The sequence below is a fragment of the Agathobaculum hominis genome, from assembly GCF_014288055.1.
Classification (GTDB): Bacteria; Bacillota; Clostridia; order Oscillospirales; family Butyricicoccaceae; genus Agathobaculum; species Agathobaculum hominis.
Genome location: NZ_JACOPK010000001.1, coordinates 146,255 through 173,204 on the forward strand (window position 1 = coordinate 146,255; position 26,950 = coordinate 173,204).

Genomic DNA, 26,950 nt, shown 5'->3' on the forward strand with positions numbered 1-26,950 from the left:
TTCAAGGAGCATCAGTAACCATGAGAAATTATGCAACGCAGATGGATGCCGCGAAGCGCGGCATCGTCACGCCGGAGATCGAGACGGTCGCCCGCAAGGAGAACCGCCCGGTCGAGTTCATCATGGAACGAGTCGCAAAGGGTACGATTGCGATTCCGGCGAACATCAACCACAAAAGCCTGTCCGCGGAAGCGGTCGGCGACGGCACCCGCGTCAAGATCAACGTCAATCTCGGCATTTCGGGCGACTGCAAAGACTATGAGATGGAGCTGCGCAAGGTGCGCATGGCCATCGACATGGGCGCGGAATCGATTATGGACCTGTCCAACTACGGCAAGACCAACACGTTCCGCAAACAGCTCATCGATATGTCGCCTGCCATGATCGGCACCGTGCCGATGTACGACGCGATCGGCTATCTCGAAAAAGATCTGCTCGAGATCACCGCGAAGGACTTCCTCCGCGTCGTTGAGGCGCACGCGCAGGAGGGCGTGGACTTCATGACCATTCACGCAGGCATAAACCGACGTGCGGTCGAGGCCTTCATGCGTGAGGGACGCAAAATGAACATCGTCTCGCGCGGCGGCTCGCTGCTGTTCGCGTGGATGCAGATGACGGGCAATGAAAACCCGTTTTTCGAGTATTACGACGACGTTCTCGACATCCTGCGCCGTTATGACGTCACGATCTCGCTCGGTGACGCGCTCCGTCCCGGCTGCATCGACGATGCGTCCGACGCCGGTCAGATCAGTGAGCTGATCGAGCTCGGAAACCTTGCGAAGCGTGCGTGGGACAAGGACGTTCAGGTCATGATCGAGGGCCCCGGCCATATGGCGATGAATGAGATCGCGGCGAATATGCAGATGGAAAAGCGCATCTGCCACGGCGCGCCGTTCTACGTGCTCGGGCCGCTCGTCACCGACATCGCCCCCGGCTATGACCATATCACCTCGGCCATCGGCGGTGCGATCGCGGCGCAGGCAGGCGCGAACTTCCTGTGCTACGTCACTCCGGCCGAGCACCTGCGCCTGCCGGACGAGAATGACGTCCGCGAAGGCATCGTCGCGAGCAAGATCGCAGCACATGCGGCGGATATCGCCCTCGGTCTGCCGGGCGCGCGCGACCGTGACAACGCGATGGCGGAGGCACGTCACAAGCTGGACTGGCCGGCGCAGTTTGCGCTTGCGCTCGACCCGGAAAAAGCGCAGCGCTTTTATGAACAGGTTCCGCCGACCGAGCGTCATACCTGCTCGATGTGCGGCAAGATGTGCGCCGTTCGCACGACGAATATGATCCTTGAAGGGAAAAAGGTAGAGTTCTGCTCGGAAAAGGGCAGCTGCTAAAGACTGTCGAAAAACTTCGTTTTTCCGACAATCTTGTGTTCTGACTTCGCAGAACACGGACGTCCGAAAGTTCCCATGCGGAAGCTTTCTCCCTCTTAGTGTAAAAAAACCGAGGCGCATGTCCTCGGTTTTTTTCGTTTGCTCTGCAAACGCATTTTAATGCGCGCTGCCGCGCGGCAGCAGCAGTATCGTGAAAATGGACTTTATCGATAAACGAAAACGGCACGCTTTTGGCGTGCCGTTTTGCTGCATATTTATGTAGTTTTATCTGCCGAGCAGACGGTTCTGGACGTTCTCGAAGCCGAGGCGGCTTACTGTATCCGAGAAACGCTCACCGGCGTTGCCCTCGTCGCGGAACAGGGTGAGGGCACGCTCGATGACCTCGAGCACTTCCTCCTCGCTCGTGAATACGTGCGCGAGCATACGGCCCTGTGCGGTGCGCTTGCCCCAGCGGCCGCCGATATAGACCGCGTAGCCGCGCTTTTCCTCGCCGACAACGCCGAACGGGCACTTGCCGACACAGCGTCCGCAGTGGTTGCACATCTCCTCGTTCCAGTCGAGTCTGCTCTCGCCCAGACGGCTTGCGCCGATGGGGCAGGCCTTTTCGATCTGGCAGACCTTGCAGCCGCGGCATTTGGAGAGGTCGTGCGACGGCACGCGCTGGCCGATGACGCCGAGGTCGTTCAGATCGGGCTTGACGCAGTTGTTCGGGCAGCCGCCGACGGCGATCTTGAACTTGTGCGGCAGCCTGACGTCGTGCCAGCCCTTGTAGAAGCGCTCGTGGATGGTACGCGAGAACGCGACCGTGTCGATCAGACCGTACTGGCAGGTCGTGCCCTTGCAGGCGACGACGGGGCGGACCTTCGGGCCGGTGCCGCCGGTCTCAAGACCGTGCTCCGCGAGGAAGGCGCAGAACGGCTCGATATTGGCGAACGGGATGCGCTGCACCTCGATGGTCAGGCGGGTGGTCATGGCGATCTCGCCGCTGCCGAATTTTTCCGCCGCGTCTACGATCGCGCGGATCTCGTCCGGCTGAAGGCGGCCGTTTCGCGTGATGACGCGAGCGTTGAAGCAGTCCGCCGTGGTTTTGTCGTGCAGGAAACCGAGTCCCTTGACCCGTTTGATGTCCTCGGGGGTCGGAAGCGTGCCGTTCATGCTCATTTATGTATCCTCCTTGTCGCGCCGCGGGAAAGCGGCGATTATCCTCTGTATATCATTATATCAAAGGATACAGGGAAAAGCAATTTCTCTCTTTTCCCTCAGCAGAGGGGAAATGCCGCCGCCCGGCGGCGGGGGCAAGAGGGGGATAAGACACCGAATGGTTTCTTATCCCCCTCTTAACTCCCCCTCATCTTCCTTAGGCCGCGACTCCCTTCGGTCGCGCGTCTAAATGCGAGGGGCCCACAGGGACGTCTGGTGCTCCAAGAGCACGATTTTGATCGAAGCGGAGCTTTTCGCAGCACAAGACAAACGCCCTGCACTGTCTGGCCGCGCACTGTCATGCGCGGCAAATCACGCAAGCTGACCTCAGGGCCAGAAAGCGTCCCAAAATTTGCCCGACGCACGGAACCGAGCCCCCGTAACCCCCGTTTCGCTGCACATCTCCGATGTGTCAGCGCAAAGGAAGGTAAGGGGAGTCAAGAGGGGACAGGAAACCATACCTGGTGTCCTGTCCCCTCTTGTTCCCGCCGGTGAACACCGGCATCTCCGCCGTCAGACGGCGGCAATTTTACATAAACATCGACAGCGCCGAAACAATAAACGCCGTCAGCAGACCGGCAACGCCGATCGCAAGACCGCTGATCGCGCCCTCGGTCTCGCCGAGCTGGATCGCGCGCGAGGTGCCGACCGCATGCGCCGCCGTGCCGATGGACAGTCCCATCTGCATCGGATTGCGCACGCCGATGCACTTGAGAAACGTCGGCAGCAGAATAGCGCCGAAAATGCCCGTGATGACAATGGCGATCGCGGTGATCGAGGTCACGCCGCCCATCATATCCGCAAGCGCGACGCCGATCGGGGTCGTGACCGATTTCGGGATGAGCGAGCGCGTGGTCGAGTCGCTCAGTCCGAACAGATGACAGAACAGCAGCACGCTGCCGATGGAAACACACGAGCCGACGAACGCGCCGAGCAGGATGGGCAGCAGATTGTGCAGCAGCACATCGAGCTTGCGGTAGATCGGAATGGCGAGCGCAACGGTCGCCGGCGTCAGGAAGAACGAGATCAGCTGACCGGATTCCTCATAGGTCTGGTACGTCGTGCCGCTCACGATGAGCAGAACGCCGACGAGAACGGACGCGATCAGCAGCGGATTGCACAGCGGTGAGCCGGTTTTCTGCTGGATCGCCACGCCGATGGCGTAGCAGAAGATGGACAGGAACATCCATGTCAGGGGGGAAGTCAGAATTTCAGTCACGATCGAACGCCTCCTCATTTTCACGATGCTGGAGCTTGAGCACGATATGCACGGTCAGAGCGGTCGCGGCGGCGGTGCAGAGCGTCGTGAGCAGGCAGACCGCGAGAATGGCGAGGATCTCGCCCTTGATGTCAGCGAAAATGTCGAGAATGCCGAGGCACGCCGGCAGAAAGAAAAACGCCATGTTCTGAAGCAGAAAATCGGCGGTGTCTTCCACATGGTGCAGCTTGACCGCGCGGCAGATGAGCAGCACAAGCAGCAGGGTGAGGCCAAGCACGTTGCTGGGAAGGGCTCCGTGCAGCAGCGCAGAGATCAGGTTGCCGCCGACGCAGCACGCGAGCAGCAATGCGAGTTGTTTGAGGTGTTTCACGGGGATGCTTCTTTCTTTTAATCGGGATATTCCTGCGTCATAACGCCGAGCAGCTTCTGGTAGATCGCTTCGGCGTTGGCTTTGAAGGTGCGCTCGAGCATGGTCGCCTGTTCGTGGCTGACGACCGCCATTTCGATGGCAAACACCTGCTCCATTTCCATGCGGACGGTGAGATCGTGCTCGCCGTGCTCGGTGACCGAAGTATGGATCGCGGCGTCGCGGCGGATCTGGCGCACGACGCGGAGCGCCGAACGCTGCGCCGCCTCGCGCACCGGATAGGGCAGCTGCTTCTCGAAGATGCGCGTCGCCTCGCGGCCCTTGTCGGTGATGGCATAGAGCTTTGCGCCGTTTTCGATGCTCTCGTCGATGTGGCCGGTGGGGATCATCTCGTAAAACGCTTCGCTCAGCTCGAAATAGCCGAAGCCGTCGTCACACCATGTAATCAGATCGACCACCGTCTCGAACGTAACGGGGAAGGGGAGAAGATCCATTGCGAACAGCACAAGAAACTTGATGTCCTCCTTGGTATGGATAAAGCCGTAACGGATCATAATACGGGATACCTCCTTTGGTCCTGCACTCATCCGCGTGCTGCGCCGACACAGGAAAACAGGGCGCGCGGCGCGGAAAAATACACTTGCCGGAAATTTGCTTAGTGACTATAAGTATACTACCCGAGGGGGAAAATTGCAACGAGGCGAGGCACAGTTTGTACGGTTTTCGACGGGCAAAAGCGCACAAAAATGACACGAACAAATGTGCGGTTTTTGGCAGGGGATGCGCAGAAATCAGTTGAAGAGCGGCGGCGCAGGGGATATAATAAAAGAATAAGAGACCGACGGAACCATCCGTCTGCACGGAGAAAAGCGAAAAGAGGGAAAACATATGTCTGAAATCATTCTGCGTCCCGCGACCGTAGACGACGCCGCCGAAATGCTCGCCATCTACGCGCCCTACGTTATCCAGACGACCGTGTCGAGCGAATACGATGCGCCGACGCTCGAGGAGTTTACGCGCCGCATCCGCACGTTCACCGAAAAGCTGCCGTGGCTCGTGTGCATTATCGACGGCGAGGTCGCAGGCTACGGCTACGCTTCTCCGCACCGCACCCGCGCGGCATACCAGTGGTCGGTGGAGACCTCGATCTATGTCGCGCAGGACTGGCACCGCCACGGCATCGCCGGCGCGATCTACGCCGCGCTGTTCGAGGTGCTCGCGATGCAGGGTTACTATAATATCTATGTCGGCATCACCTCGCCCAACGAGCGCTCGATGAAGTTCCACAAGTCGATGGGCTTTGTCATTTCGGGCGCCTATCAGGAGAGCATGTACAAGTTCGGCCAGTGGCGCGACGTGCTCTGGATGGGCAGGAGTCTGCGTCCGCACGACGGCGCGCCCGAGCCGACCGTGCCGTTCCCGGAGATCTCGGACAGTCCGCTCGTGAGCCGTGCGCTCCGCCAGGCGATGCAGCGCATCCACGACGTATAAGAGAAACAGAGGGAGGTCAGGCAAATGCCGGAATTTCACATCGTAAGCCCGTACAGGATGGCGGGCGATCAGCCGCAGGCGGTCGCGAAGCTCGTCGAAGGCATCCGCAACGGTCTGGAGGAGCAGACGCTCAAGGGCGTTACCGGCTCGGGCAAGACCTTCACCATGGCCAACATCATCGAGCAGACACAGCGCCCGACGCTCGTGCTCGCGCACAATAAAACGCTCGCCGCGCAGCTGTGCACCGAGCTGCGCGAGTTCTTCCCGGACAACGCCGTCGAGTATTTCGTCTCCTACTATGACTACTATCAGCCGGAGGCGTACATCGCCTCGACCGATACCTATATCGAGAAGGACTCCGCCATCAACGACGAGATCGACCGCCTGCGCCATTCCGCGACCTCCGCGCTCGCTGAGCGCCGCGACGTTATCATCGTGTCCTCGGTGTCGTGCATCTATTCGCTCGGCGACCCGATCGACTACAAGAGCATGGTCATTTCGCTGCGTCCGGGCATGGAGCTCAGCCGCGACACGCTCATCCGCCGTCTGATCGACATCCAGTATGAGCGCAACGACATCGCTTTCGAGCGCAACCGCTTCCGCGTGCGCGGCGACACGGTCGAGATCTGGCCGGTATACTCGGATGAGGATGTGGTGCGCGTCGAGTTCTTCGGCGACGAGGTCGACCGCATCAGCCGCATCAATCCGCTGACCGGCGTTCCGCTCGGTGAGCTCAGTCACATTGCAGTTTTTCCGGCGAGCCACTATGTCACGCCGAAGGAAAAGCTCGAGGAGGCCATCAAGGATCTTGAAGAGGAGCTGGAGCAGCGCGTCAGATACTTCGAGGAAAACGGAAAGCTGATCGAGGCGCAGCGCATCGCGCAGCGTACCCGGTACGACATCGAGATGCTTCAGGAGATCGGCTTCTGCTCGGGCATCGAGAACTATTCGCGCGTGCTGTCGCGCCGTGCGCCGGGCTCCTCGCCCTACACGCTCATCGACTACTTCCCGAAGGATTTTCTGCTGATCGTGGACGAGAGCCATGTTACCCTGCCGCAGGTCCGCGCGATGTATCACGGCGACCGCGCGCGCAAGGAAAGTCTGGTCGAAAACGGCTTCCGCCTGCCGAGCGCCTATGACAACCGTCCGCTGAACTTCGATGAGTTCAACGAGCGGCTGAACCAGATCGTTTATGTCTCCGCGACGCCGGGCGAATACGAGCTCTCGCGCTCGGGTCAGGTCGTTGAGCAGGTCATCCGTCCGACCGGTCTGCTCGATCCGGAGGTCGTTGTGCGACCGGTAGACGGCCAGATCGACGACCTCATCGGAGAGATCAACGCGAGAACGGCCAGAGGCGAGCGGGTGCTCGTCACGACGCTCACCAAGAAAATGGCGGAGGATCTGACCGATTATCTGGAGACCGCCGGCATCAAGGTGCGCTATATGCACCACGACGTCAAGACCATCGAGCGGCAGGAGCTCGTGCGCGACCTGCGCCTCGGCGTGTATGACGTTCTCGTCGGCATCAACCTGCTGCGCGAGGGTCTGGATATCCCCGAGGTGTCGCTCGTCGCCATCCTCGATGCGGACAAGGAGGGCTTCCTGCGCTCGGAGACCTCGCTCATCCAGACCATCGGCCGCGCCGCGCGAAACGAGCACGGCATGGTCGTGCTGTATGCCGACAGCATCACGCCCTCGATGAAGCGCGCGATGGACGAGACCGAGCGCCGCCGCGCATTGCAGGATGCGTTTAATAAGGCACACGGCATTACCCCCAGGTCTGTGCGCAAAAAGGTGCAGGACGTGATCGAGATCACCTCCAACGTGCCGACGAGCAGCAAGAAAAAGCTGCGCACGAAGGGCGAGAAGCAGCAGGAGATCGCCCGTCTGACCCGTCAGATGAAGGAGGCGGCGAAGATGCTCGAATTCGAGATCGCCGCCCAGCTGCGTGACCAGATCAAGGCGCTGGAGGAAAAATAAAACGAGGTACAGAAAACACGAATGAAAGACATCATCAAAATAAAAGGTGCCCGTGAGCACAATCTGAAAAACATCGATATTGAAATTCCGCGCGACGAGCTTGTGGTGTTCACCGGCCTGTCCGGCTCGGGCAAGTCGTCTCTGGCGTTCGATACGATCTACGCCGAGGGTCAGCGCCGCTATGTCGAGTCGCTGTCGAGCTATGCGCGGCAGTTCCTCGGCCAGATGGACAAGCCGGATGTGGACTATATCGACGGCCTGTCCCCGGCCATCTCCATCGACCAGAAGACCACCTCGCAGAACCCGCGCTCGACCGTCGGCACGGTCACGGAGATCTACGACTATATGCGTCTGCTCTGGGCGCGCATCGGCACGCCGCACTGCCCGAAATGCGGAAAAGAGATCCATCAGCAGACCATCGACCAGATCATCGACCGGCTGATGGCGCTGCCGGAAAAGACGCGCGTGCAGCTGCTCGCGCCGGTCATCCGCGGCAAGAAGGGCGAGCACAGCAGGGTATTCGAGGATGCCCGCAGGCAGGGCTATGTCCGCGTGCGCGTGGACGGCGAGGTACATGACCTTTCCGAAGAATTCAAGCTCGCCAAGACGAAAAAGCACAGCATCGAGATCGTCGTCGACCGCGTTGTCATCCGTCCGGACGCGCGCGGCCGCATCACCGACTCGGTCGAGACCGCGTGCGCGCTGTCGGGCGGTCTGCTCATCGCGGATGTCATCGGCGGCGATGAGCTGCGCTTTTCGCAGAACTACGCCTGCGATGACTGCGGCATTTCCATTGAGGAGCTGACGCCGCGCATGTTCTCGTTCAACAATCCCTACGGCGCGTGCCCGGTCTGCACCGGCCTCGGCATTCAGAAGGTCGTGGACCCCGACCGCGTCATCCCCAACCGCAGACTGTCCATCAAGCAGGGCGCGATCCGCGCGACCGGCTGGACGAACGCCGAGCCGGGCAGCATTTCCTATATGTACTACACTGCGCTCGGCAGAAAGCACGGCTTTTCGCTCGAAACGCCCATTGAGGAACTGTCCGGACAGGCGCTCGACGAGCTGCTCTACGGCACGGGAGACGAGGTGCTCGAGCTGTCGGTCAGCCGCATTTCGGGCGGCGTGATGCGTCAGCCGTTCGAGGGCATCATCCCCAATCTCGAGCGCCGCTACCGCGAGACGAACAGCGACTGGTCGCGCGGCGAGATCGAGGAGGTCATGAGCGAAAGCCCGTGTCCGGCCTGCCATGGCCGCCGCCTGCGCCCCGAGGTGCTCGCGGTCACGCTCGGCGGACTCAACATCGCGGAATTCGCGGAAAAATCGGTCGTCAAGGCGATGGAGTTTCTGCACACGCTCCGGCTGAGTGAGATGCAGCACAAGATCGGCGACCGCGTCATCAAGGAGATCATGGACCGCCTCGGCTTCCTTCGGTCGGTCGGTCTGGAATATCTGACGCTCTCGCGCTCGTCCGGCACGCTGTCGGGCGGCGAGAGCCAGCGCATCCGCCTCGCCACGCAGATCGGCTCGTCGCTCGTGGGCGTGCTGTATATCCTCGACGAGCCGTCCATCGGCCTGCATCAGCGCGACAACGACAAGCTGCTCGCGACCCTTAAGCGTCTGCGCGACCTCGGCAATACGCTGATCGTGGTCGAGCACGACGAGGACACCATGTTCGCGGCCGATCATATCGTGGACATTGGCCCGGGCGCGGGCCGCAACGGCGGCGAGGTCGTATTTCAGGGCACGGTGGACGAGCTGCTGAAGAGCGATTCCATCACCGGTCAGTATCTCTCCGGCCGAAAATTCATCCCCGTGCCCGAGGTGCGCCGCAAGGGCAGCGGCAAAAAGCTCAAAGTAAAGGGCTGCGCGGTCAACAACCTCAAGCACACCGACTTTACCATTCCGCTCGGCACGCTGACCTGCGTGACCGGCGTTTCCGGCTCAGGCAAGTCCTCGTTCGTGGGCGAGATCCTCTACAAGAAGCTCGCCGCCGAGCTGAACGGCGCAAAAACGCGCCCGGGTGCGTTCGACGGCATCGAGGGACTGGAAAACCTCGACAAGGTCATCGACATCGATCAGTCGCCCATCGGCCGCACGCCGCGCTCCAATCCGGCGACCTACACGGGCGTGTTCAACGACATCCGCGATCTGTTCGCCAAAACGGCAGATGCGAAGGCGCGCGGCTACGGCCCGAGCCGCTTTTCCTTCAACGTCAAGGGCGGCCGCTGCGAGGCCTGCTCGGGAGACGGCCTGCTCAAGATCGAAATGCACTTCCTGCCGGACGTCTATGTCCCCTGCGACGTCTGCAAGGGCCGCCGCTACAACAAGGAGACGCTCGAAGTGCGCTACAAGGGCAAAAATATCTATGAAGTGCTGGATATGACGGTGGATGAGGCGTGCGAGTTCTTCGCGAACGTGCCGAAGATCGCGCGGCGGCTGGAGACCATGCGCGAGGTCGGCCTCGGTTACGTCAAGCTCGGTCAGTCCTCCACGACGCTCTCGGGCGGCGAAGCGCAGCGCGCTAAGCTCGCGACCGAGCTGTCCAAGCGCTCGACCGGCAGGACCATCTATATCCTCGACGAGCCGACGACCGGTCTGCACGTCGCGGATGTGCACAGGCTTGTGGATGTGCTGCAAAAGCTCGTGGACGCGGGGAACACGGTCGTCGTCATCGAGCACAACCTCGACGTCATCAAGGTCGCGGATTATATCCTCGACCTCGGTCCTGAGGGCGGCGACGGCGGCGGCAGACTGGTCGCGAGCGGCACGCCCGAGGAGGTCGCACAGTGCGAAAAATCGTATACCGGCCGCTATCTCGGCCCTGTTCTCGCGAAAACAAAGGCCGCAATGCAGGCGAAAAGTGAATAAAATGTACAAAATTACGGGTGGTTTCGGAAGAAATCACCCGTCAGTCTGTTTTCACGCCAAAACAGCAGTCGCGCGGCAGCGCGCATTCAAAAGCGTTTGCTGCGCAAACGCATGAAAACCGGGGGCGTGTACCTCGGTTTTCATACTTTAAGAGGGAGAAAGTTTCTGTATGGGAACTTTCGGACGTCCGTGTTTTGCGAAGTCAAAACACAGATTGTCGGAAAAACGATAGTTTTTCGACAGTCTCACGGGTGGTTTCGGAAGAAATCACCCGTTTTCGACTATGTGCATAAAAATGTTGAGATTATCCCGGCGTTTTGGTATAATAGTTGTAATAAAAAAACCAAAAGAGGGAGAGCTATGAAAGCGAAACGATGGATGATCGCTGAGCCGGATGCCGGCGGAGTGCGTCGCCTCGCGCAGGAAATGCACTGTGCGCCGCTCACGGCGGCGGTTCTTTCTGCCCGCGGCATCGAAAACGCAGCCGCAGCACGGGCGTTTCTCAGCTGTGCGCGCAGCGGTCTGCACGACCCGTTCGCCATGCACGACATGGACCGGGCGGTCGGTGTCATTCGCGGCGCGATCGAGCGCGGCGAGCGCATCGTGGTCTACGGAGACTACGACGTCGATGGCATCACCGCGACCTGCACGCTGGTCGATTACCTGCGCACGGCGGGCGCAGTCTGCGAATATTATATCCCGAACCGTCTGAGCGAGGGCTACGGCCTGACGCGGCAGGCGATGGAGGAGCTGTACCGACGCGGCACGCGCCTGATGATAACCGTGGACTCGGGCATCACCGCAAACGAGGAGATCGCGCTCGCGCGCGAGCTCGGCATGAAGGTCGTCATCACCGACCATCACGAGTGCCACGACGAGCTGCCCGAGGCCGAAGCGGTCATCGACTGCAAGCAGGCCGGGGACACCTACCCGTTCGACAGCCTCGCGGGCGTGGGTGTGGCATTCAAGCTGATCTGCGCGCTCGACGGAGACACGGACGCGATGCTCGACCGCTACGCCGACCTTGTCGCGCTCGGCACGGTCGCGGACGTCATGCCCATCGTGGGCGAAAACCGCATTCTTGTTGCGGAAGGCCTGCAAAGAATGGAAAGGACGCGCAACATCGGCCTGCAGCGCCTGCTCGCGGAGGCCGGCATGGCGGAGCGCCATCTGACCGCCTCGACCATCAGCTTCGTGCTCGCGCCGCGCATCAACGCCGCCGGGCGCATGGGCAAGGCGGACCTCGCCGCCGAGCTGTTTCTGACGCAGGACATGGACCGCGCGATCCGGCTCGCCGTCGAGCTGTGTGAGCAGAACAAGCTGCGGCAGACGACGGAGAACGAGATTCTGAACCAGGCGCTCACGCAGCTGCGGGGCGAATACGATCCGGCCGGGGACAAGATGATCGTGCTCGCCGGAAAGGGCTGGCATCAGGGCGTGATCGGCATCGTCTGCTCGCGCCTGTGCGACCGCTACGGCTGTCCGGTGGTGCTCATCTCGATCGACAGCGACGGCATCGGCAAGGGCTCGGGCCGCTCGATCGGCAGCTTCAACCTGTTTGACGCTTTGACGAGCTGCTCCGACCTGCTCGACCGCTACGGCGGCCACGCGCTCGCAGCCGGCCTTACGATCGACGAGAGCAATATCGACGCGCTCAAGGCGCGCCTCAAGGCCTATGCCGAGACCCATGTCACCCGGCAGCAGCTCATTCCGCAGCTGCATATCGACTGCATGGTCGAGAAGGAATGGCTGACCATCGAGAATATCGAGGGCCTTTCCATGCTCGAGCCGTATGGAATGCAGAACGCAGAGCCTGTGTTCTGCATGAAGGACCTGATCGTCGAGGACATCACGCCGCTTTCGAGCGACCGCCATGTGCGCCTGTCTCTCTCCAAGGACGGGACGCGGTTTAACGCCATCTGGTTCGGAACGGGCGCCGGCGGACTGGGCTTTGTCCCGGGCAGTACGGTGGACGCGGCGTTCCATCTCGAGATCAACGAATACCATAACCGCCGCAGCGTGCAGCTTGTCATCTGCGACGTGCAGCTGAGCGAGTGTGAGCACCGCGCCGACCAGCTGATCCTCAATCTTTACAACATTCTGATGCAGGACGGTCCGCTGACCGCGCTCGAGGCGCGGCGGCTGCTCCCCGAGCGCAAGGATCTTGTCGCCGTCTGGCGGCATATCGTCTGCCGCGCGGAGGACGGACGGCTCTCCGTGCCCGACGGGGCGCTCTCGCGCCGCGTTTCCTGGGAGAGCAGACGCGAGATCAATATCGGCAAGCTCCTCGTCTCGCTCGACGTCTTTTCCGAGTCCGGCCTCATCAGCTACCATTTCAAAGAGGGCATGATAAACGTCTGCCTCAAGCCTTACGAGGGTAAGGCGGATATTTCCGGCTCCGTCGTGCTGCGGACACTGCAAAGCATGGCGGGGTGAGCGAATGGGGGAACAAACTATGCAAAACAAACTGGAATTCCTGCTCGAGCGGGTGAGCAAACAGAACCCGCAGGCCAATATCAAGAAGATCCGCGCCGCCTACGAGTGCGCCGCCGCCGCCCATGAGGGGCAGAAGCGCCGCAACGGCGAGCCGTATATCATCCATCCGGTCGCGGTCGCGGAGATCGTGGTCGAGATGGGTCTCGATACCGATTCCATCTGCGCCGCACTCCTGCATGACTGCATCGAGGACACCGAATTCGGCTACAAGGAGATCGAGAACAAGTTCGGCACGCCGGTCGCGGAGCTCGTCGACGGCGTTACGCGCCTGGGCATGCTGCGCTACTCCAAGGAGCAGGAGCAGTTCGAGGATCTGCGCAAGATGTTCCTCGCGATGGCGAAGGATATCCGCGTCATCCTCATCAAGCTCGCCGACCGCCTGCATAACGCGCGCACATTCCAGTTCCTGCCCGAGCGCAAGCAGCGCGACAAGGCGCTCGAGACCATGGAGATCTACGCGCCGATCGCGCACCGCCTCGGCATGAGCCGCATCAAGTGGGAGCTTGAGGATCTTTCGCTCAAAATCCTCGACCCCATCGGCTACAACGAGATCGTCGAGGGCCTCAAGGCGCAGAGCGAGCAGCATGAGGAGTTCCTCAAGGGCATTCAGCAGCGCATCTCCGAAAAACTCAGGGAGGCGCACATCAACAACACCATTTCCGCGCGCGTCAAGCACATCTACTCCATTTACCGCAAGATGTACGCGCAGCACAAGACCATCAACGAGATCTACGACATCTGCGCGGTGCGCGTCATCGTGGATACCGTGGCGGACTGCTATAACGTGCTCGGCTATGTGCACGACCTCTACAAGCCCATCCCGGGCCGCTTCAAGGACTATATCTCCACCCCGAAGCCGAACGGCTACCAGTCGCTCCACACGACCGTCATCGGCCGCGCCGGCATCCCGTTCGAGATCCAAATCCGCACGGCCGAGATGCACAAGATGGCGGAATACGGCGTTGCGGCGCACTGGAAGTACAAGCAAGGTCTGGATAAGAAGGCGGGCGAGGAGACGTTCGCATGGATCCGTCAGCTGCTTGAGGCGCAGCAGGACACCGAGGCCGAGGACTTCATCAAGAACATCAAGGTCGACCTGTTCGCGGACGAGGTATTCGTATTCACCCCGAAGGGCGACGTGGTCAACATGCCGGCCGGCGCGACGCCGATCGACCTGGCCTACGCCATTCACTCCGCCGTCGGCAACCGCATGACCGGCTGCAAGGTCAACGGCCGCATCGCGCCGATCGACAGCCAGCTGAAAAACGGCGATATTGTCGAGATCCTGACCTCCAAGGAGGCGCACGGTCCGAGCCGCGACTGGGTGAAGATCGTCAAGACTACCGAGGCGCGCAACAAGATCAAGCAGTGGTTCAAGAAGGAATGCCGCGAGGAGAATATCGTCAACGGCAGAGAGGAGCTCGACCGCGAGCTGCGCGCAAACCTGCTGTACAACGGCTTCTACGAAAACGAGGAAGTCCGCCGCAACGTATTCAACAAGTTCTCGTTCTCGAGTCTGGACGAGATGTACGCCGCCATCGGCTACGGCGGCATCACGGTCACGAAGATCCTCAACAAGGTCAAGGACGATGTCGGCAAGCTGCGCCGTCAGCGCGAGCAGGCGGAACGGGCGGCCCATCCGCAGGATCAGCAGCCGGTGCGTTCGGGCAAGTCCTCGGACGGCGTGGTCGTCGAGGGCATCGACAGCTGTCTGGTCAAGTTCGCGCGCTGCTGCACGCCGATCCCGGGCGACGAGATCGTCGGCTTCGTCACGCGCGGCTACGGCGTGTCCATCCATCGCCGCGACTGCGTCAACGTCCACATGAAGGAGGACCCGGATCGCTGGGTGCGCGCCTGGTGGGATGAGGACGTCGCGGAGGGCAGCGACAGCCGCAACCGCTTTTCGACCGGCCTTCAGATATCCACGCGCAACCGCATCGGCGTTCTCAGCGACGCCATGCTCGTGTTCGCGACCGGCAAGATCAACGTGCGCGATATGTCCGCGCGCGATCTGGAGGGCGGCTACGGCGTGATCAATGTTCTGGTGGACGTCACGAGCGTGCACCAGCTCAACAACATCATCAGCCGCCTGCGCTCGGTCAAGGGCGTGGTGGACGTGACGAGAACGGTCGACACAAACTGATTTTACGATGCTGAAACGTCATGGCGAAGCGGCTGTGGCGTTTTGGTATTTTACTGATTATAAAACAGGACGGGAGAATATACTTTATGAGAGCGTTGGTACAGCGCGTTTCCCATGCCTCGGTCACGATCGACGGCGTGGTACACGGAAAAATCGGGCAGGGCTTTCTGGTGCTGCTCGGCATCACGGATGGCGACACCGAGGACGACGCGGTCTATCTGGCCGACAAGACGGTCAAGATGCGCGTGTTCACGGACGAGAACGACAAGATGAACCGCTCGCTCGCGGATGTGGGCGGCGGACTGCTCATCGTCTCGCAGTTCACGCTTTACGGCGACTGCCGCAAGGGCAACCGCCCGAGTTTTACGGGCGCGGCGCGTCCCGAGACCGCCATTCCGCTCTATGAAGCGTTCATCGCACGCTGCCGCGAGAGCGGTCTGCCGGTCGAGACCGGCGAGTTCGGCGCGGACATGAAGGTCGAGCTGCTCAACGACGGCCCGGTCACGCTCTGGATGGACACGAAGGACATGAGAAGATAAGAAAGGAAACACATCACTATGAAAGTAATGCAGCTCACTGTCGGCGTTGTCGGCACGAATTGCTATATCGTATATGACGAAGCGACGCGCGAGGCCGCGGTCATCGACCCGGGCGACAACGCGAAGTCCATTCTGCACGCAGTCGCGGAGGAAAAGCTCACGGTCAGGTACGTTCTGCTGACGCACGCGCACTTTGACCATATTCTCGCGGTGCACGATGTGCTCGAGGCGACCGGGGCGCAGTTCGTCTGCCCCGAGGCGGACACCTGGCTGCTCAGCCGCGACAATATGGGGCAGTTCCGCTCGCTCGCGCGCAGCTATGTGCAGGACACGCCGGATATCCTGGCCGGGGAGGGCACGGCCGTCACCTTCGGCGGCCTGACTGCGACCTACATGAGCACGCCCGGCCACACGCCCGGCTCGTCGGTCATTAAGATCGGCGACTGCCTGTTTACCGGCGACACACTGTTCCGTCATGAATGCGGCCGCTGCGATCTCGAGGGCGGCGACTTTTCCGCCATGCTGCGCTCGCTGAAGCGCCTTTCCGAGCTCGAGGGAGACTACAAGGTTCTGCCCGGTCACGAGGGGATCTCCACCCTTGACGAGGAGCGCGCGGCAAATCCTTATATGCTGCAGGCGAGAGGCCGATGAAATACATACTGGAAGGACATGAGATGAAGCACGCAGCGGAGGAGATGCTGCTGCACCTGCTGCCGACGGAGACGCTGACGCGCGTCGAGACCGAGCAGGACGGCGACATCTGCATATCCGCGCTCACCGAGCAGGACGGCTGTCTGTGCGCGGCCGCCCGCGTGACGATCGGCGGCGAGACGCATGCAGGGAGCATTCCTGTCCTGACGGAGGGACTGGATGAGCTTTCGCGCAAGCGTGCCGTCAGCACAGCCGTTAAGACGTCCATCTATGACGCGGTCGTACCGTTTCTCGAGGAGCCGCCGGTCTGGGGCAGCCTCACCGGCGTGCGCCCGGCAAAGCTCGCGCGCGGTCTGGTCGAGCGGGGAAAGACACGCGGCGAGGCGGCGGAGATCCTGCGCAGCAGCTTCCATGTTTCGCCCGAGCGCACCGCGCTCACCATCCGCGCGGCCGCGACCGCGATGGAGCTGGATCAGGAGATCGGCCCGGACGATATTTCGCTCTATGTCGGCATCCCGTTCTGCCCGTCGCGCTGCTACTACTGTTCGTTCGTTTCCTCGACGACCGCGCAGTCGGGCGCGCTTATCGAGCCTTATCTCGAAACGCTGTGCGGTGAGATACGCGAGACGGCGGCGCTCGTCCGGCAGGCCGGAAAGCGCGTGCAGAGCATCTACATCGGCGGCGGTACGCCGACGACGCTGTCCGCGGAGCAGCTCGAACGGCTGACCGCTGCGCTCGCGGACAGCTTCGACCTGTCGGCGCTGCGCGAATATACGGTCGAGGCCGGCCGCCCGGACACCATCACGCCGGAAAAGCTGCGCGTGCTGAAAAACGCCGGCGTCGGCCGCGTCAGCATCAATCCGCAGTCCATGGAGGACAGCGTGCTCGCGGCGATCGGCAGAAAGCACGCGGCGGCCGATGTGCTGCGCGCCTTCGACGAGGCGCGGCAGGCCGGCTTCCGCGAGATCAACATGGACGTCATCGCAGGACTGACCGGCGACACGCCCGAGACCTTTGCGCATACCATCGACACGCTCATCGGGCTCGCCCCGGAGAATATCACGGTCCACACCCTCGCCATCAAGCGCGGCGCGGACCTCACCGACAAGGCGGCGGCCGCCGCACAGCACGAGACGGTCTCGCGCATGCTGGACTACGCCTATCATGCGCTGCCGCAGGCAGGCTACGGCCCGTACTATCTCTACCGCCAGAAATTCATGGCAGGCGGCTACGAGAACGTCGGTTGGTGCAGACCGGGCACCGAATGCTTTTACAATGTGACCATGATGGAGGAGCTGCAGACCATCCTGTCGCTCGGCGCAGGCGGCGTTTCCAAGCGCGTCGACCGCGATACCGGCTGGATCGAGCGCGCGAACAACCCAAAGTACCCGCTCGAATATATCCGCGCAGCCGACCGGCTCGCAAACGGCAAGAAAAAGCTGCTGTTTTCGAAAAAATAACGATTTCAGTGTAAGGAGGGCGTGTTATGTCTGAATACACGGTCAAATATATCAACCGCCGCGCCAGAACCGATGCGGCAGGCTTCATTCGCGACTGCGAGGAGCACTATCACCGCCAGATACACATGGCGGCGGACGAGATCGTGCGCAACCGCGAGCACTGTCCGATCGTGCTCATCAACGGCCCTTCGTCCTCGGGCAAGACCACGACGAACGACCGGATCGCACGCATCGTCGAGCTGGCCGGCGTGCACGCGAACATGCTCTCGATGGATGACTATTACCGCACGGCGGCCGACTATGAGCAGCCGATGGATGACGAGAACGGGGTACCCGATCTCGAAAGTCCGGAGTGCATGGATCTTGCACGGCTGTCGGACGACCTTGCGCGGCTCGTCGCCGGGGAAGAGGTCTCGGTGCCGCGCTTTGACTTCGAAACGCGCACCTCTATCCCGCATGACCGCACGGTCAGGCTCGGACGGGATGAGGTCATCATGATCGAGGGCATCCACTCGTTCAACCCGGTCATCATGGGAGACCTTGCAAACCGCGCGACGAGCATCTATCTCTCGGTCGCGAGTGCGCTCGTTCCGCCGAAGGGGCCGCGCCTGGAGCCGTACATGCTGCGCTTTCTGCGCCGCGCGATGCGCGACAGCCTGTTCCGCTCCTCGCCGGTCGAGGCGACGCTGCGGCAGTGGAACTCGGTCCGCCGGGGCGAGCGGCTGTATATCTCGCCCTACCGCGGGCAGGCCAACCTCACGATCGATACTTTTTTGCCGTATGAGGTCAATATCCTGATGCCGCGTCTGACGTCCGTGCTCCGCGAGCACAGAGACGCGCTCGAGCACGCAGGACTTGCGCCGATAGACGATATCCTCGGCACGATCACGCCCATCGAATGGCAGGGGCGCATACCCGAGGACAGTGTGCTGCATGAATTTATCGGGTAAAAAGACAGGCGGAAACATTGCAATTTTTCGGAAGATAGGATATAATCGGCTTGAAACAGGCAGGGGAGACCTCTGCCGGAAGTCTCGTCAGAAGGAGTGACAGGAATGGACACGAAGTTACAGTCTTTTCTGGATAAAGTGAAGGATACGGCGTCCCGGACGGGCCGTTCGGTCGGCCGCGCAGCAGACGCGGCGGGCAAGAAGGCGAGCGAGATGGCGGCGGCGACGCGCCTCAATCTGCGCATTTTCGATCTCAATACCGAGTGCGACGTGCTGTTCCGCGACATCGGCCGCATGGTCTACGAGCTGCACCGCGGCGATGAGGTGACGAGCGAGGACATGGACGCGAAGCTCGAGGAAGTGGACGCGAAGAAGGAGCAGCTTGCCGAGCTGCGCGACCAGCTCGCTTCCATGCGTTCGGTCAGCATCTGCCCGAATTGCGGCAGAACCTGCAGCCGCGAGGACTCCTTCTGTCCCGGCTGCGGCACGGAGCTATAATCGTCTGAACGGCGTGCGGATATGAAACACTGTCCGCACGCCTGCTTTGCTTGAAAGGGAGTGCATCGTTGCATAAAAAATCAAAGGGGCAGAGTTTCCTGCAGGGCGCCTTTATCATGATGGCGGCAAGTCTCGTCGTCAAGGTCATCGGCGCTTTTTTCCAGATACCGCTGCAAAATCTGATCGGCGGCGAAAAAAGCCCGGCGTTCGGCATGTTCTCGGCGGCGTACCGCATCTATACCGCCATGCTCGTGGTCTCGACCGTCGGTCTGCCGGCGGCGCTGTCCAAAATGGTGGCGGAGGCGACCGCACGGGGACGGGAGCACGAGGTGCGCCGCATCGTGCGCGTGGCGGCCGGGATCTTCGTGCCGGTGGGTGCGCTGTGCTCGCTGGCGCTGTTCTTCGGCGCAGGGACGTTCGCCGCATGGATCAAGAGCGAGGACTCGCGCCTTGCGGTCATGGCGATCGCGCCGAGCGTGCTGATGGTCGCGATCCTCTCGGTGTTCCGCGGCTACTATCAGGGCCGCTCCAACATGGTGCCGACGGCGGTCTCGCAGGTCATCGAGGCGGCCGGCAAGCTGTTCATCGGCCTCGGACTTGCCTGCTGGGCGGTCGGGCGCGGCTTTGACGATCCGGTCGTCGCGGCGCTGACCGTGCTCGGCGTCACTATCGGAGAGGTCGTCTCGGCGGCGTACATGCTCGTGCAGGCGGCGCTCTCGCGCGGCGAGACAAGGGTGCGCGCGCTCGACCCGGCCGTTCGGCCGACGCTGACGCTTGCGAAAACGCTGCTCAGCCTGTCTATCCCGATCACGATCTCGTCCTCGGTCATGAGCATTACCGACCTGATCGATGTCGCGCTCATTTCGAGCCGCCTGCAAAGCCCGGCGGTGCATATGGCGGCGGACGAGGCGATGCAGACCTACGGCATCTACACCGGCGTCATCAACTTCTTCAATCTGCCGCAGACGCTCATCACCGCGCTCGCGGTCAGCGTCCTGCCGACCATCGCGAGCGCCCGCGCGGCGGGCAATGAGACCGGGGCGAATCGGACGCTCTCGACCACGCTGCGCATGACGCTCATGCTGACGCTCCCGGCCGGGGCGGGCTTTTTCCTGCTCGGCGGCTCGATCCTGCGCATCTTTCTGTCCTCGGGCACGGTGCTCGGCGGTCAGCTGATGAGCATACTCGGCTTTGCGGTCCCGGCGGTCGCGCTCGTCGCGGTGACGAATGCGGTGCTTCAGGCGTACAGCCGTATCGACCTGCCGCTCGTCTCCATGTGTCTCGGCGCGGCGGTCAAGCTGTGCGGAGACTATTTCATGATCGGAGACCCGCGCTTTTCCATCGCGGGCGCGCCCATCAGCACGGCGCTGTGCTACTGGCTGATCGCTCTGCTCAACCTGTTCCATATCGCGCGGCTGTCGCACGGTCTGCCGCCGGTCGGCCGGACGCTCGTGCGTCCTCTGGCGGCGACGGCCGGCATGGGCGCGGTGGTCGTCATCGGAAAGACGCTCGTGCGCCTTGCGAGTCTGGCTCCGGGCAGCGCACTCGACAAGCTCGCGACTCTTGCGATCATCGCGGCGGCGGCGCTCGTTTACGGCGTGCTGCTGCTCGCGCTCCGCGCCATCGAGCGGGCGGATGTGCTGTTGCTGCCGCACGGCGCAAAAATTGCAGATATTTTACATTTGAAGTGAGGAAACACGAAAATGGTTGATTTTGAACAGAAAGACAAGTACAGCGTAGCCGACCTGCTGCGCATCATGGAGATCCTGCGCGCGCCGGACGGCTGCATGTGGGATCGGGCGCAGGATCATCATTCCATCCGCCAGAACTTCATCGAGGAGACCTATGAGGTCTGCGAGGCGATCGACGACGAGGACACCGAGCACCTCAAGGAGGAGCTTGGCGACGTGCTGCTTCAGGTCGTGTTCCATGCGCAGATGGAGAAGGAAAAGGGCGTGTTCGACATGGATGATGTGGCGGACGGCATCTGCAAAAAGCTGATCTTCCGTCATCCGCATATCTTCGGAGATGTGACGGTCGGCTCGACCGACGAGATCCTTTCCAACTGGGACGACCTCAAGCGAAAGGAAAAAAAGCAGGAGACCGACACCTCGACGCTCGAAAGCGTATCCAAGAGCCTGCCGAGCCTCATCCGTGCGCAGAAGCTCCAGAAAAAGGCCGCGAAGGTCGGCTTTGACTGGCCGGATGTTTCCGGCGCGCTCGACAAGGTCGAGGAGGAGCTTGCCGAGGTCCGCGCGGCGATTGGCGGCGACGGCGATGTCGAGGAGGAGATCGGCGACCTCATCTTCGCGGTGACGAACGTCTCGCGCTTTGTCAAGGTGGATTCCGAGCGTGCGGCGGAAAAGACCTGCAACAAGTTCGTGCGCCGCTTTGCGGACATGGAGCAGCAGGCGAAGGCGCAGGGCAGACAGCTTTCCGAGCTTACGCTCGAGGAAATGGACGCGCTCTGGGACGAGGCGAAAAAGAAGGAACACAGAGAATAACATAGATCCGGGAGATAAAGATGAAGAAAAATGAATTTGTCTCGCTCGTGGCAGAGCGGACCGATATGTCCAAAAAGGACACGGAAAAGGTCATCGACGCGGCGTTTGCGGCGATCGGAGACCTGATGATGCAGGGCGACAGGCTCGTGCTGAGCGGCTTCGGCTCGTTCGAGACCAAGGTGCGCGCGACGCGCAGCGGACGCAATCCGCGCACGGGCGAGGTGATCGAGATCGAACAGGCGACGCTGCCGGTGTTCAAGGCAGGCCGCACACTCAAGGACAAGGTGAACGCAAAATGAGACTGGACAAATACCTCAAGGTTTCGCGCCTCATCAAGCGACGCACGGTGGCAAACGACGCCTGCGATGCGGCGCGCATCACGGTAAACGGCAAATCCGCCAAGGCATCCTATCAGGTCAAGACGGGTGACATCATCGAGATCGCCTTCGGTCAGCGCACGATGAAGGTCGAGGTGCTCGAGATCGCGGAGCACGCACTCAAGGCGGATGCCGCCGGAATGTACCGCGAAATCCTGTAAAACCGGTTCTGAAAACTCTCTTTCACGCATATAACTGCTGTGTAAAGAGAGTTTTTGCTTTGCGGAAAGGGGTCGGTTCGATGGCAGAGAACGACGGCGCGCAGATGCACAGCATTCTGCTGGAGGAACGCGAAAAGCTGCGCGTGACGGGAGTCAGCGATGTACAGAGCTTTGACGAGGAGCAGGTGCTGCTCGAGACGGGGAAGGGCATGCTGATCGTGCGCGGACAGGGGCTGCACGTGGAAAAATTACAGCTGGATGCAGGGGAAACGGTCGTGCGCGGCGAGATCTCGCTGCTCGAATATGACGACTCCGTCCCGCCGCGCGGCGGTGTGCTGCGCCGCCTGTTCGGCGCATGATGACGGCGGATATCAACCGCGAGCAGCTGATCCTGCTGGCGCAGTGCGTGCTGTTCGGCGCGGGGGCAGGGCTCTGCTATGATGTGTTCCGCGCGGCGCGGCGCGTGCTCTGCCCGGGAAGGGCGGGAGAGACGGCATGCGACGCGCTGTTCTGCGTGCTGATGCTCGCGGCCGCGTTCCGGTTCGCGATCGTAAACGCCGCCGGACAGTGGCGCCTGTTCGTGCTGCTCGGGGCGTGCGCCGGGGGAGCGCTGTGGCAGGGCTGCCTGAGCGCGGCGGCTCTGCCGCTCTTTCTCGGCGCAGCGGCTGCGCTGCGTGCGGCCGCACACCGGGCCGGAAGGGGCATTCAGTGGTGCTTTCAGTGGGCGAGCGCTGAAAAAATCCGCGAAATTCGCAAAAAAGTTTGCAAAACCCCCTTCCATTTTTCGCGAAAAAGGTATAAAATAAAAAGCAAATCAGTTCAGCGGCAGGAGAGGTGAGACAATGGCAAGACGTGACGGAAGGCTGGTTCTGATCCGGGTGATCATGCTGGCGCTTGCTGTCTATGCGCTTGGCACGGTCTTTACCCTCAAGGCCCAGATCAAAGCGAAGCGGCAGGAGCTCGATGACCTCAACATTCAGGTGCAGACCTATGAGGAAGCCAATGACAGCCTGCGCGAGCAGCTGCAGAACGGTCTGACCGACGAGGATATTTCCGAGCTTGCGCGCACGAAACTGAATTATGCGGAACCGGGCGAGCGTGTTTTCGTGGACACGTCCAGCAGGTAGGTGAAGGCAGCGCCGAAAAAGCTGCGCTACCCTTAAAAATAAACGGAGGCAAAAACAGCGTATATGGATTTGACAGTGGGAGCGATCGTAGAAGGCAAGGTAACCGGCATCACCAAGTTTGGTGCATTTGTAGCCCTGCCGGAGAACAAGTCGGGCATGGTGCACATCTCTGAGGTGGCGTCGAGCTTCGTCAACGACATCAAGGATTTTCTGCAGGAGGGACAGCAGGTCAAGGTCAAGATCATCAACATTGACCAGCAGGGCCGCATCAACCTCTCCATCAAGAAGGCGCAGCCGCAGGAGCCGCGTCAGCAGCATGAGCGTTCGGACCGCGGTTTCGCGCCGCGTCAGCCGCGTTTCCAGCAGCGCCGCGAGGGCGCGCCGCGCGGCCGTGCACAGCAGGCGCCGAAGGATCCTTCTACCATGACCTTTGAGGATAAGCTCAAGGCGTTCATGACGGACAGCGAAAGCCGTCAGGCGGACGTGCGTCACGCGACCGACCGCAAGAACGGTTCGCGCCGCCGCAGATAAGCAGTAAAACCGGCTTGCGGCCGGTTCAAAACCGGGGACGAACTGCCTCGGTTTTGTTTTTATGAGCGGACGCGGAGCACCCACAGCCGTCCCGGCGCAAAAAAATGCGCCCCTTGTCCAAAAGGGGCGCCGAAGTGTGGGGATAAAGATATGAACGGTGCATGGCAGCTTTCCCTGCTGCCATGATAAATATACCATATAATACCATATCTGTCAACAGCGATTCTGAGGTTTTCATGAAAGAAATTCTGATCAAAAATGTAACCATTCTGACAATGGACGACGAAAACAGCCGGTTCTTCGGCTGGATTCTGCTGAAAAACGGAAAAATCGACGCGCTCGGCGAGGGCGAGCCCCTGGCGTGCAGCGAGGTGCTCGACGGCGAGGGCGGCGTGCTGACGCCCGGCCTCATCGACATCCATTCCCACCTCGGTCTGTATGAGGACGGTCTGGGCTTCGAGGGCGCGGACGGCAACGAGGACACCGACCCCGTCACGCCGCAGATGCGCGCTATCGACGCGGTCAACCCGATGGACCACGCCTTCCGCGAGGCGCTCGAGGCCGGCGTGACGGCGGCAGGCGTTTCGCCCGGCAGCGCGAACGCCATCGGCGGCCAGATCGCGCTCATCAAGACCGCCGGCCGGCGCATCGACGACATGATCGTCAAGGCGCCGCTCGCGATGAAATTCGCCCTCGGCGAAAATCCGAAGTCGGTCTACCACGACAAGGACGAGACCCCGGTCACGCGCATGGCGACCGCCGCGCTCATCCGGGACGAGCTGTACAAGGGCCGCGAATATCTCTCGCGCAAGGCGCGCGCCGAGGTAGACGACGACCATGAGGAGCCGGATTACGACGGCAAGATGGAGGCGCTGCTCCCGGTGCTGAACGGCAGCATCGAGGCGCATTTTCATGCGCACCGCGCGGACGACATTTTCACCGCGCTGCGCATCTCGAAGGAGTTCGGCCTGCGCCCGGTCATCATCCACGGAACGGAGGCGCATCTGGTCGCGGACCTCATCGCGGAGGAGAATGTCCCCGTGGTGTGCGGCCCGTACATGACCGACCGCTCCAAGCCCGAGATCAAAAATCTGACCGACGAGGCGCCCGGCATTCTCGCGAAGGCCGGCATCCCGACCGCCATCACGGTCGACCATCCGGAAATTCCCCTGCGCCTGCTGCCGGTAGCGGTTATGCTCGCGGTCCGCGCAGGCATGGATAAAACCGATGCGCTGCGTGCGGTGACGGCTGTTCCGGCGAAGATCGCCGGTCTGGACGACCGTATCGGCAGCCTGCGCGCCGGTCTGGACGCGGACTGCGTGCTCTGGAGCGGAGATCCGCTCGATATTGCAACCCAGGTGAAGGCTGTTTTCGTAAACGGCACACCGGAATACAGGAGGACAAGATGAGGACAATCGACGTTTCTGAGGTAACGGCACTGGTGCGCAAGCTGTGCATCGACGCAAACTACTATCTGCCGGCCGATCTGCGGCAGGCCTTCGTGGACGGTCAGCAGAGCGAGCAGTCTCCGCTCGGCCGCGAGATCTTCGGCGAGATGATCGCGAACTGCGATCTGGCGCGCGAGAACAACGTTCCGGTCTGCCAGGACACCGGCATGGCCATCGTGTTCGCGGAGATCGGACAGGATGTGCATCTGACCGGCGGCTCGTTTGAGGACGCGGTCACTGAAGGCGTGCGCCGCGGCTATATCGACGGCTATCTGCGCCTGTCGGTCGTCGGCGATCCGCTGCGCCGCGAGAACACCAACGACAACACCCCGTGCATCCTGTATACCTCGATGGTGCCGGGCGACAGGGTGAAGATCACGGTCGCGCCCAAGGGCTTCGGCTCGGAGAACATGACGAAGATGAAGATGTTCACCCCGGCGGCAACGCAGGAGCAGATCATCGACTTTATCGCGGACGCCTGCATCGGCGCAGGCTCCAACCCCTGTCCGCCGATCGTGATCGGCGTCGGCCTCGGCGGCACGAGCGACAAGGCGGCCTATCTCGCCAAGCGAGCGCTGCTGCGCACCGTGGGCGAGCATAACGCAGATCCGCTGTACGCCGACATGGAGCAGCGCATCCTCGACAAGGTAAACGCCTCCGGCGTCGGCCCGCAGGGCCTCGGCGGCACCGTGACCGCGCTCTCCTGCGCGATCGAGCCGTTCGGCACGCACATCGCAGGCCTGCCGTGCGTCGTCAACATCTCCTGCCACGTGACGCGCCACGCAGAGGGCGAGATCTGATACGCCCGGCAGGGATGTAGTTAAATTTGCTGAACAAACTGTGAACTTTGTAAAATCTGTTGGACAAGTTGCATAGGTTGTGCTATACTGAAGATAGCAAAAACCCATATGCCTTTCGGACGGGGTTTCCGCCCGGAAGGTGCAAGTATCATGGGCGTTTACGTCCGTTAGGAGATGATGTTATGAAGTTCACCATCGTCGAGAGAAAAATGAAGATTGACGACGATCTGCGTGCATACGCGCTGCGCAAGGTAGAGAAGCTGGATCGCTACTTCCAGCAGGACTCTGACACGACTCTTACCTTCAGCGAACTGCGCGGCAAACAGACAGTGGAAGTTACGGTGCGTCAGGTCGGTCTGGTCGTTCGCGCCGAGGAGACGACGAGCGATATGTTCGCGTCCGTAGACGGTGCGGTAAGCAGCATCGAGCGCCAGATCCGCAAGCACAAGACCCGTCTCGAGAAGCGTCTGCGCGAGGGTGCGTTCGACAAGATCGCCGAGCAGCAGGCTGCGCTTGCTGAGGACGATTTCGACGTAGTCCGCCGCAAGAGATTTGATGTCAAGCCGATGAGCGTCGAGGAAGCGATCCTCCAGATGAATCTGCTGGATCACCAGTTCTACTTCTTCCGCAACTCGGAGAACGACAACACCCATGCGGTCGTCTACAAGCGCGCCGCAGGCGGCTATGGTCTGATCGAGAGCGAGGAATGAAGCCCGGTCTGAACGCCGCAGTCGTATGACGCGGACGTGCTGACTGTACTTATAAAGATAAAATGAGCCGGCGGCAGAAAGCCG

The 26,950-nt window shown here is 61.3% G+C and carries 26 protein-coding genes; 22 read left to right on the forward strand and 4 right to left on the reverse strand.

The genetic code is table 11. The features are described 5' to 3' along the window. The first annotated feature begins 20 nt into the window (after nucleotides 1-20). Entirely contained in the window at nucleotides 21-1,343 is a 1,323-nt protein-coding gene (gene thiC, locus H8S02_RS00695; protein ID WP_186968786.1) for a phosphomethylpyrimidine synthase ThiC, read from the forward strand. A 264-nt stretch (nucleotides 1,344-1,607) separates the two neighbouring features. Here the strand turns inward: thiC and H8S02_RS00700 are convergent, their stop codons facing one another. From H8S02_RS00700 to H8S02_RS00715, 4 genes are all read right to left on the reverse strand, one after another. Next, a complete protein-coding gene (locus H8S02_RS00700) occupies nucleotides 1,608-2,504 on the reverse strand; it encodes a 4Fe-4S dicluster domain-containing protein (RefSeq protein ID WP_186968787.1) in 897 nt (298 codons plus the stop codon). 568 nt (nucleotides 2,505-3,072) lie between these two features. Further along, on the reverse strand, nucleotides 3,073-3,762 hold the full coding sequence (locus H8S02_RS00705) for an LrgB family protein (protein WP_186968788.1): 690 nt from the start codon (nucleotides 3,760-3,762) through the stop codon (nucleotides 3,073-3,075). After that, a complete protein-coding gene (locus tag H8S02_RS00710) occupies nucleotides 3,755-4,132 on the reverse strand; it encodes a CidA/LrgA family protein (protein WP_186968789.1) in 378 nt (125 codons plus the stop codon). The genes H8S02_RS00705 and H8S02_RS00710 overlap by 8 nt, the downstream gene beginning before the upstream one ends. A 17-nt stretch (nucleotides 4,133-4,149) precedes the next feature. Continuing rightward, nucleotides 4,150-4,683: a DUF4364 family protein gene (locus tag H8S02_RS00715; RefSeq protein WP_158577045.1), complete on the reverse strand. Its 534-nt coding sequence runs from the start codon at nucleotides 4,681-4,683 to the stop codon at nucleotides 4,150-4,152. A 334-nt stretch (nucleotides 4,684-5,017) separates the two neighbouring features. Between H8S02_RS00715 and H8S02_RS00720 the strand changes: the two genes are divergently transcribed. The 21 genes from H8S02_RS00720 to hpf all read left to right on the forward strand — a co-directional run bounded on the left by H8S02_RS00720 (nucleotide 5,018) and on the right by hpf (nucleotide 26,866). Beyond that, nucleotides 5,018-5,620: a GNAT family N-acetyltransferase gene (locus tag H8S02_RS00720; RefSeq protein ID WP_118723257.1), complete on the forward strand. Its 603-nt coding sequence runs from the start codon at nucleotides 5,018-5,020 to the stop codon at nucleotides 5,618-5,620. Nucleotides 5,621-5,644: 24 nt separating this feature from the next. Then, nucleotides 5,645-7,600 carry an excinuclease ABC subunit UvrB gene (gene uvrB / locus H8S02_RS00725; protein WP_186968790.1) on the forward strand — a complete coding sequence of 652 codons (1,956 nt, stop codon included), beginning with the start codon at nucleotides 5,645-5,647 and terminating at the stop codon, nucleotides 7,598-7,600. Between the two features lie 21 nt (nucleotides 7,601-7,621). Next, on the forward strand, nucleotides 7,622-10,471 hold the full coding sequence (uvrA, locus tag H8S02_RS00730; RefSeq protein WP_186968791.1) for an excinuclease ABC subunit UvrA: 2,850 nt from the start codon (nucleotides 7,622-7,624) through the stop codon (nucleotides 10,469-10,471). 360 nt (nucleotides 10,472-10,831) lie between these two features. Continuing rightward, nucleotides 10,832-12,907, forward strand: a complete 2,076-nt coding sequence (gene recJ, locus H8S02_RS00735) for a single-stranded-DNA-specific exonuclease RecJ (protein ID WP_186968792.1) — start codon at nucleotides 10,832-10,834, stop codon at nucleotides 12,905-12,907. Between the two features lie 19 nt (nucleotides 12,908-12,926). Next, nucleotides 12,927-15,110: a RelA/SpoT family protein gene (locus tag H8S02_RS00740; RefSeq protein WP_186968793.1), complete on the forward strand. Its 2,184-nt coding sequence runs from the start codon at nucleotides 12,927-12,929 to the stop codon at nucleotides 15,108-15,110. Between the two features lie 86 nt (nucleotides 15,111-15,196). Continuing rightward, nucleotides 15,197-15,649, forward strand: coding sequence for a D-aminoacyl-tRNA deacylase (gene dtd, locus H8S02_RS00745; RefSeq protein WP_118685372.1), 453 nt, complete (start codon nucleotides 15,197-15,199; stop codon nucleotides 15,647-15,649). Nucleotides 15,650-15,667: 18 nt separating this feature from the next. Continuing rightward, complete coding sequence (locus H8S02_RS00750) at nucleotides 15,668-16,300, forward strand: MBL fold metallo-hydrolase (RefSeq protein WP_186968794.1); 633 nt, start codon at nucleotides 15,668-15,670, stop codon at nucleotides 16,298-16,300. Next, a complete protein-coding gene (hemZ, locus tag H8S02_RS00755) occupies nucleotides 16,297-17,760 on the forward strand; it encodes a coproporphyrinogen dehydrogenase HemZ (protein WP_186968795.1) in 1,464 nt (487 codons plus the stop codon). The genes H8S02_RS00750 and hemZ overlap by 4 nt, the downstream gene beginning before the upstream one ends. 26 nt (nucleotides 17,761-17,786) lie before the next feature. Continuing rightward, nucleotides 17,787-18,710, forward strand: a complete 924-nt coding sequence (locus tag H8S02_RS00760) for a uridine kinase family protein (protein ID WP_118723250.1) — start codon at nucleotides 17,787-17,789, stop codon at nucleotides 18,708-18,710. Between the two features lie 105 nt (nucleotides 18,711-18,815). Further along, nucleotides 18,816-19,208: a zinc ribbon domain-containing protein gene (locus H8S02_RS00765; RefSeq protein WP_118723249.1), complete on the forward strand. Its 393-nt coding sequence runs from the start codon at nucleotides 18,816-18,818 to the stop codon at nucleotides 19,206-19,208. Between the two features lie 68 nt (nucleotides 19,209-19,276). Further along, nucleotides 19,277-20,899 (forward strand): putative polysaccharide biosynthesis protein, encoded by a 1,623-nt coding sequence (locus H8S02_RS00770; RefSeq protein ID WP_279287257.1) that lies wholly within the window; start codon nucleotides 19,277-19,279, stop codon nucleotides 20,897-20,899. A gap of 12 nt (nucleotides 20,900-20,911) precedes the next feature. Further along, nucleotides 20,912-21,712 carry a nucleoside triphosphate pyrophosphohydrolase gene (gene mazG, locus H8S02_RS00775; RefSeq protein ID WP_118723247.1) on the forward strand — a complete coding sequence of 267 codons (801 nt, stop codon included), beginning with the start codon at nucleotides 20,912-20,914 and terminating at the stop codon, nucleotides 21,710-21,712. 20 nt (nucleotides 21,713-21,732) lie between these two features. Next, nucleotides 21,733-22,011, forward strand: coding sequence for an HU family DNA-binding protein (locus tag H8S02_RS00780; RefSeq protein WP_186968797.1), 279 nt, complete (start codon nucleotides 21,733-21,735; stop codon nucleotides 22,009-22,011). Continuing rightward, entirely contained in the window at nucleotides 22,008-22,250 is a 243-nt protein-coding gene (locus H8S02_RS00785) for an RNA-binding S4 domain-containing protein (RefSeq protein ID WP_118685364.1), read from the forward strand. Before H8S02_RS00780 ends, H8S02_RS00785 begins: the two co-directional genes overlap by 4 nt. Nucleotides 22,251-22,330: 80 nt before the next feature. Continuing rightward, on the forward strand, nucleotides 22,331-22,609 hold the full coding sequence (gene yabP, locus H8S02_RS00790; RefSeq protein ID WP_118685363.1) for a sporulation protein YabP: 279 nt from the start codon (nucleotides 22,331-22,333) through the stop codon (nucleotides 22,607-22,609). Next, nucleotides 22,606-23,088 carry a spore cortex biosynthesis protein YabQ gene (gene yabQ, locus H8S02_RS00795; protein ID WP_186968798.1) on the forward strand — a complete coding sequence of 161 codons (483 nt, stop codon included), beginning with the start codon at nucleotides 22,606-22,608 and terminating at the stop codon, nucleotides 23,086-23,088. The genes yabP and yabQ overlap by 4 nt, the downstream gene beginning before the upstream one ends. A 4-nt stretch (nucleotides 23,089-23,092) precedes the next feature. Continuing rightward, nucleotides 23,093-23,377: an FtsB family cell division protein gene (locus H8S02_RS00800; RefSeq protein ID WP_118685361.1), complete on the forward strand. Its 285-nt coding sequence runs from the start codon at nucleotides 23,093-23,095 to the stop codon at nucleotides 23,375-23,377. A gap of 63 nt (nucleotides 23,378-23,440) precedes the next feature. Further along, nucleotides 23,441-23,908, forward strand: coding sequence for a S1 RNA-binding domain-containing protein (locus H8S02_RS00805; protein ID WP_118685360.1), 468 nt, complete (start codon nucleotides 23,441-23,443; stop codon nucleotides 23,906-23,908). A gap of 236 nt (nucleotides 23,909-24,144) precedes the next feature. Continuing rightward, nucleotides 24,145-25,317, forward strand: coding sequence for an amidohydrolase (locus H8S02_RS00810; protein ID WP_186968799.1), 1,173 nt, complete (start codon nucleotides 24,145-24,147; stop codon nucleotides 25,315-25,317). Further along, nucleotides 25,314-26,156 (forward strand): fumarate hydratase, encoded by an 843-nt coding sequence (locus H8S02_RS00815; RefSeq protein WP_118685359.1) that lies wholly within the window; start codon nucleotides 25,314-25,316, stop codon nucleotides 26,154-26,156. Before H8S02_RS00810 ends, H8S02_RS00815 begins: the two co-directional genes overlap by 4 nt. A 182-nt stretch (nucleotides 26,157-26,338) precedes the next feature. Continuing rightward, nucleotides 26,339-26,866 (forward strand): ribosome hibernation-promoting factor, HPF/YfiA family, encoded by a 528-nt coding sequence (gene hpf / locus H8S02_RS00820; protein WP_186968800.1) that lies wholly within the window; start codon nucleotides 26,339-26,341, stop codon nucleotides 26,864-26,866. Nucleotides 26,867-26,950: the final 84 nt, after the last annotated feature.